Source organism: Parasaccharibacter apium (assembly GCF_002917995.1).
Classification (GTDB): Bacteria; Pseudomonadota; Alphaproteobacteria; order Acetobacterales; family Acetobacteraceae; genus Bombella; species Bombella apis.
Map to the genome: position 1 here is coordinate 152684 of NZ_LMYH01000017.1, position 7176 is coordinate 159859.

The window sequence follows — 7176 nt, forward strand, 5'->3', positions numbered from 1 at the left end:
TTTAAAGGAACGGGCATGACAGCCTTTTCCCCCATGCTCCGCCTCAGCAATCTTGCCCTTCCTCTCGACCACACGCCGGAAGACCTCCGGGCCGCCATCGTGGCCCGTCTGGCCGTAAGGCCGGAGGAGCTGCTGGCCCATCATGTCTTCCGCCGGGGGCATGATGCCCGACGGCGGGGGAACATCCAGCTCGTCTATACGCTGGACTGTGAGCTGCGGGAGCTGGATGCCGTGCTGGCCCGTTTCAGCGGGGACCAGCATGTCCGTCCGACGCCGGACATGCGCTGGATTCCGCCCGTCCTGCCCTCTCACGCCGCCGGGCGCACGCAGCGGCCCGTCGTGATCGGGGCGGGGCCCTGTGGCCTGATGGCAGCTCTCGTGCTGGCCCAGGCGGGGCTGAAGCCGATCATCATAGAGCGTGGCCGGGCCGTGAGGGACCGTACGGTCGATACGTTCGCTCTCTGGCGGAAATCCCGCTTCACGGCAGAAAGCAACGTGCAGTTCGGTGAAGGGGGAGCCGGAACATTCTCCGATGGCAAGCTCTATTCCGGCGTGTCGGATCCCCGCCATCTGGGGCGCAAGGTGCTGGAGGAGTTCGTGAAGGCCGGTGCGCCGGAGGAAATCCTGACCCTCTCCAAGCCGCATATCGGGACGTTCCGGCTCGTGACGGTCGTGCAGTCCCTGCGGGCGCAGATCGAGGAGCTGGGAGGGGAATACCGTTTCGAGACCCGGCTGGAGGGCATCGAGACGGCACCCTGTGAGGGTGGTGGCCGACAGGTGACGGGGCTGCGTCTCTCCACCGGGGAAGTGCTGCCTGCTGACCGGGTGATTCTGGCGGTCGGTCATTCTGCCCGGGACACGTTCGCCATGCTGCATGAGGAAGGTGTGCCGATGCAGGCCAAGCCTTTCTCCATCGGAGTGCGGATCGAGCATCCGCAGGCGGTGATCGACGTGGCCCGGTTTGGCCCGCAGGCGGGGCATCCGCTGCTTGGTGCGGCCGATTACAAGCTGGTGCATCATGCCAGCACGGGGCGGGGTGTCTATTCCTTCTGCATGTGTCCCGGTGGGCAGGTCGTGGCGGCAACCTCGGAGAAGGATCAGGTCGTCACGAACGGGATGAGCCAGTATTCCCGGGCCGAGCGGAACGCCAATAGCGGCATCGTGGTGGAGGTCCGCCCCGGTGTCGATTTCCCGGATGAGCCGCTGGCGGGGATCGCCTTCCAGCGTCAGTGGGAGAAGGCGGCCTTCGTGGCAGGTGGCGGGGATTATCGTGCTCCGGCGCAGCGTGTGGGGGACTTCCTTGCAGGGCGGGCCTCCACCTCTCTGGGCACGGTCGTGCCCTCTTACCAGCCCGGTGTGACGCCGACTGACCTTTCCCGTTGTCTGCCGGATTTCGTGGTGGCCTCCATCCGGGAAGCCCTGCCCCGGTTCGAGCGCAGGATCAAGGGTTACAGCATGGATGATGCCGTGATGACCGGTGTCGAGACACGGACATCCTCGCCCTTGCGGATTGACCGTGACGCCACGGGCCAGAGTCCAGTTCTGCGGGGGCTTTTCCCTGCTGGTGAGGGAGCTGGCTATGCTGGGGGAATCCTCTCCGCCGGGATTGACGGCATCCGTGTGGCGGAGTGGCTGGTGGCCTCCCTGTGATGGGAGGCCAGATGGGAGCTCTGCGGGCTCCCTCATGAATATTGGAAATTATTTATTAATGAAACATATCATAATTACCTAACATAACAGAGTATATTAACACCCAATTAAAAGAAGTAATTGGTTAGTCAATTTTCTGCCAAAGTTATGCGATAATTAGACCCTAATCACCAGGTACCGGTTTCCATAGTGGGCGGAGGTATACGCAGCACCTCCAGTTGCAACAGTGTGGATATTACAAGGATAAGCCGGTGTTGATTACTGGGCAGAGCGGGCAGGCCCCGCTGCGGTATCTGGCGAGCCACAAGGCAGGGTATCGCCGTTTTGGTTACATGTTGGCTCTGCTCAGCGGAGTATCCCTGGTCGCTGGGGTGGGCAGTGTGGCCCGTGCCGATGATGGTGCGTCTGTTTCTTCCGGAGACATGACGAACACTCAGACGCGCAACCTTCCCCAGGGAACGGAGGTCAAGGGGGACCTGTACCAGAAGGATGGTCAGCTCGGTCTGGATGGTACAAGCGTGGCTGGTACCCTGCATCTGGATGGGGGCACGGCCATTTTCGGGCATAACGGGGCGAGCCATCGTGGTACGCTGGTGCAGTCCCTGGCAGGCAGTGCAGATGCCGTGCTCGACAAGGCGGACGACAACCACGACCATATCATGACACCGTCTCCCGATCCGTCCGCCCCTTATCTGGGGGAACTGACGATCACGCAGGGTAAAGGGGAGACGTATGGCGGGTCTCTCAAGGGGACGGGTGTCCTGAGCCTGCTGTCTGGCACACAGGTGCTGACAGGCCAGAATCAGATCAACGGCACTGTGGACATCCGCAATGGTACGCTGATCCTGCGGGACAAAGGAACTTTCTTCACGGAAAAAGGCAGCCCGCGGGGCCCGCTGGATGTCGGTCTGGCACGGGGGAATGAGGGGCATCTGGTGCTGGAAGGTCCGGACGCCAGGATACAGCGGATGTCCGTCTTCATCGGTAACGGCGACCCGACTTATGGTGGTGGGTCTGGCCCGATCGGGAAGAGCGATGCCACACTGACGGATGGGGCACAGATCAACAACCGTACCAACGAGGGCATGTATGTTGTCGTTGGCAATGACCAGAATGGTGAGCTGAACGTCGAGAACGGTTCCCGTGTTGAGGCTGATGAATTTTATGCCGCAGCCTCTCAGTCCCTGACTGGCACGGTGAATGTGACGGGCAGTGGCTCTGCCGTGGAAGCTACCAATGCCCACATCGGTAACAAGGGGACCGGTGTTGTGAATGTCAGCGACGGTGCCAGCTTCCGCGCTGATGAGGCAAGGTTTGGCGAGGATGGTGGCAACGGGAGCCTCGTTGTCGGTGTCGATGGTACGATGCAGAATGGCAACACGATCATCGGTGCTGGTGGCAAGGGGACCGTGACGGTTGATGGCGGGCGCTTCCAGAATGACGGGACGATCCGCTTCGGTGTGCCGGGGACCGGCGCAGCCTCCGATGGCACGCTGAATGTGTTGGATCATGGTGTGCTGGTAGCTGGTGATGATGGCTCTTCTCCTGCCATCGCCGCAGAGGACGGAGCCAAGGCTGCCATCAATCTTGATGCCGCCACGATACGGAACATCCAGGGGCGTGACTTCACCAGCACGGTTGCTGCCAACCTGACCGGCATGAACGAGTTCAATGTCCAGGACAGCAACACCATGTCATGGAAAGGCGGCCTGACGGGGGATGGTGGGGTCGACAAGACCGGCACGGGGACCCTGGGGCTTTCGGGTAATCTTGCCTACAAGGGCATGACGAACGTGGAAGCCGGTACCCTGTCCGTGACGGATGCGACGCTGTCGGGTCAGGTCATCAACCAGACCAACGGCACGTATGTGCAGAAGGGTGGTGAGCTGGACGGGACACTGGCCAATATCGGTACGGCGTCTGTTGATCATACCAACGTCAAGGGCGTGGTCACGAACAACAGCAGCTTTACGGCCACGGACAGCACGCTGGCCAATCTTGTCAATCTTGGTGGCAATGCGACCCTGAGGAACACGCTTGTTCATGAAGTGACCAGCACCGAAAAAAGCGTGCTGGACTTCAAGGATACGGTTGTTGATGGGCGGTTTGCGAATACCGGCAAGGTTCTGGCTGTCCATTCCAAGGTTCCGGGCCTCCCGTCCGCTGCGGACTCGGAGAGCAATTCGGACGTTTTGGCAGGCCGCAGTGGGGATTCCGGAGCAACGATCACCAACCGGATGGGGGATGAGGATGACCTCACCAACCGGGCGGGTTCCGTGCCCAGGAAGGGCAACTTCACCAATGGTGGTGATGCAGAGTTCTATGACAGTGAGCTGGCGACGTTCACCAACACGGGGACATTCCTTCTGGCGCAGAAGAGTGTCGTCAATGGTGATATCCTTCAGAATGACGGCAAGCTGACCCTTGATGATTCTCAGGTCAACGGCGTGCTTTTTGCTAGGGGCGGCACGTTTGACATTACCAGCGGTGGCGCCAGTGTAGAATCGCTTGCCGGTCGTGCGAATGGTCAGCTGGAAGGCACGCTGAACCTGACCAAGGCAGCTGACACCTATGCAGGCAACATCTCCGGCAATGGCGGGCTGACCATCTCCGGGGGACGTGAGACCCTGGCAGGCAACAACACCTACACGGGTGAGACCGATGTCACGCAGAATGGTGGCCTGACCCTGAAAGGGAGCCTTGCCAGTGCGCTGAACAATGCCGGAACGACAGACATCACTGGCGGACGTGTTGCTGGTACGACCACGAACAGTGGAACACTGACCGCCAGCAAGGCGACACTGGCTGATGTCACCAACGAATCCGGCGGGACCTTCAGTGCAGCGGGCGGGCAGCTGGACTCTGTCGTGAACAATGGCAACATGACGCTGGATCAGGGTGTCATTGTCCATGGGAGCATTGCCCAGCACGCAGGCGACCTGATGCTGGATGGTTCCAAAACAAAGGGCGTGCTGGCAGCTCATGGTGGCCAGCTCACCATCGGTAATAACGGCTTCACCGCCGGATCTCTTGAAGGGAGCGGCAATGCCCAGTTGGAAGGCACGCTGAACCTGACCAATGCCAGCAGTACCTATGCCGGTAGCATGGGTGGCAATGGCGGGCTGACGGTTTCTGGTGGGCACGAAGTCCTGACAGGCAATAACAGCTATTCTGGCAACACTCTCGTGCAGACGGGCGGGCAGCTCGATGTGAACGGTGACAACAGCGCCGCCAAGGGTCTGACATCCGTTACCGATGGCGCCACGCTGCGCGGTACGGGGACGATCGGTGGCGATGTGAATATCGGCTCTGGCGGGACACTGGCCGCCGGGACGGCTGAGGCGCCGTCCACACTGACCGTCAACGGGAGCCTGAATCTGGCCGATGGGTCCCGTCAGGTTTTCCGTCTGGGGCAGGCTGATACGGAAGGTGGCGCCTACAACGACTTCATCAACGTCAAGGGGAACCTGGCGCTTGGTGGCACGCTGTCCATCCAGCCGGTTGATGCTGGTCCGGATGTGAACAATTCTTCGCTGATGGCCGGTCTGTACCGCCTGTACAGCTACGGTGGTGTGCTTTCTGGAACCCAGCAGTCGGTTGACGTGGCCTCCAAGCCTCTTCCAGAGGGGATGGTTGTCCAGACATCCATCGACCATCAGGTCAACCTGGCGGTCAATACAGGTGGATTCAACTACTGGGATGGTGGCAGCAGCGCCCATCGCTCCGATGATGGAAGGGGTAATGGCCGCATTGACGGTGGGGATGGTGTCTGGACGGCGGCAAGACCGCAGGGCACACCCAGCTGGGCTACAGCCGACGGCTCTGCCAACGGCCAGTGGCAGAATGGCAACATGGCCATTTTTGCAGCCTCTGCCGGTACGGTCCATGTCAATGACAAGGCCGAGGATGGCACGCAGGCTCCGGTCATCTTCTCCGGTGCCCAGTTTGCCAACCTTGATGGCAAGAATTACCTCGTGACAGGCGACAACCTGTATGCCTCCACCGGCAAGACGGTCATCCGTGTGGGTGACGGGACGTCTTCTGGCAAGGACATCACGGCAGAGATCGCTTCTGTCATTGATGGCAGCAAGGTTGATGGCGGCACAGGGCTGGAAAAGACGGACCTTGGTACGCTCATCCTCAGCTCCGACAATGACTTTGCAAAGCCGACCCATGTTGAGGCTGGCACGCTCCAGCTCGGCAATGGTGGGACGACAGGGTCTGTCGGCCAGCAGGACATTGTCAATGACGGGACTCTGGCTGTGGATCACAGCAATGATGTCACGTTGGGTCAGACGATCTCCGGTACCGGCTCCTTCGTCCAGAAAGGGCAGGGCACGACAACGCTCAGCGGGGCGAACAGCTACACGGGGGATACGGATGTCCAGAACGGCCGTCTGAACCTGACAGGGTCCCTTGCTGGCAATCTGAACAACGCTGCTGCGACTGACGTCAATGGTGGCAAGGTTGCAGGGACCACGACCAACACTGGTACCTTGACGGCACAGAACGCCACGCTGGCTGATGTCGCCAACCAGGCTGGTACGGCCTCTCTGGCGGACAGCACGGCTGGTCACGTGACCAACGCTGACGGGGCGACCTTCAAGGCGACGGGTGGTACTCTGGCCTCTGCGGACAACAGCGGCAACATGACGCTGGGTGCAGGCAACCATGTCACGGGTGATGTCACCAACAGCAAGGGTGACCTGACCCTTGACGGGAACCAGATTGCCGGGACGACGGCCAACCATGGTCAGCTGACGGCACAGAACGCCACGCTGGCTGATGTCGCCAACCAGGCTGGTACGGCCTCTCTGGCGGACAGCACGGCTGGTCATGTGACCAATGCTGACGGGGCGACCTTCAAGGCGACGGGTGGCACTCTGGCCTCTGCCGACAACAGCGGCAGCATGACGCTGGGTGCAGGCAACCATGTCACGGGTGATGTCACCAACAGCAAGGGTGACCTGACCCTTGACGGGAACCAGATTGCCGGGACGACGGCCAACCATGGTCAGTTGGCGGCACAGAACGCCACGCTGGCTGATGTTGCCAACCAGGCTGGTACGGCCTCTCTGGCGGACAGCACGGCTGGTCACGTGACCAATGCTGACGGGGCGACCTTCAAGGCGACGGGTGGCACTCTGGCTTCTGCGGACAACAGCGGCAGCATGACGCTGGGTGCAGGCAACCATGTCACGGGTGATGTCACCAACAGCAGGGGTGACCTGACCCTTGACGGGAACCAGATTGCCGGGACGACGGCCAACCATGGTCAGCTGACGGCACAGAACGCCACGCTGGCCGATGTTGCCAACCAGGCTGGTACGGCCTCTCTGGCGGACAGCACGGCTGGTCACGTGACCAACGCTGACGGGGCGACCTTCAAGGCGACGGGTGGCACTCTGGCCTCTGCGGACAACAGCGGCAGCATGACGCTGGGTGCAGGCAACCATGTCACGGGTGATGTCACCAACAGCAAGGGTGACCTGACCCTTGACGGGAACCAGATTGCCGGGGCGCTGG

Annotated in this window: 2 protein-coding genes; both read left to right on the plus strand. The window is 61.0% G+C overall.

Features of this window, described 5'->3' with window-relative positions; all coding sequences use genetic code 11:
- Positions 1–33: 33 nt before the first annotated feature.
- Positions 34–1650, plus strand: a complete 1617-nt coding sequence (locus ASO19_RS08925) for an NAD(P)/FAD-dependent oxidoreductase (RefSeq protein ID WP_103765838.1) — start codon at positions 34–36, stop codon at positions 1648–1650.
- Positions 1651–1901: 251 nt separating this feature from the next.
- Positions 1902–7176, plus strand: a 5275-nt coding sequence (locus tag ASO19_RS08930; protein ID WP_146046942.1) for a beta strand repeat-containing protein, incomplete at its 3' end; no start/stop codon positions are given.

Bases quoted from the DNA above. Each gene is read 5' to 3' on its own strand.
- ASO19_RS08925 (WP_103765838.1), top strand. From the start codon at position 34: ATGCTCCGCCTCAGCAATCTTGCCCTTCCTCTCGACCACACGCCGGAA.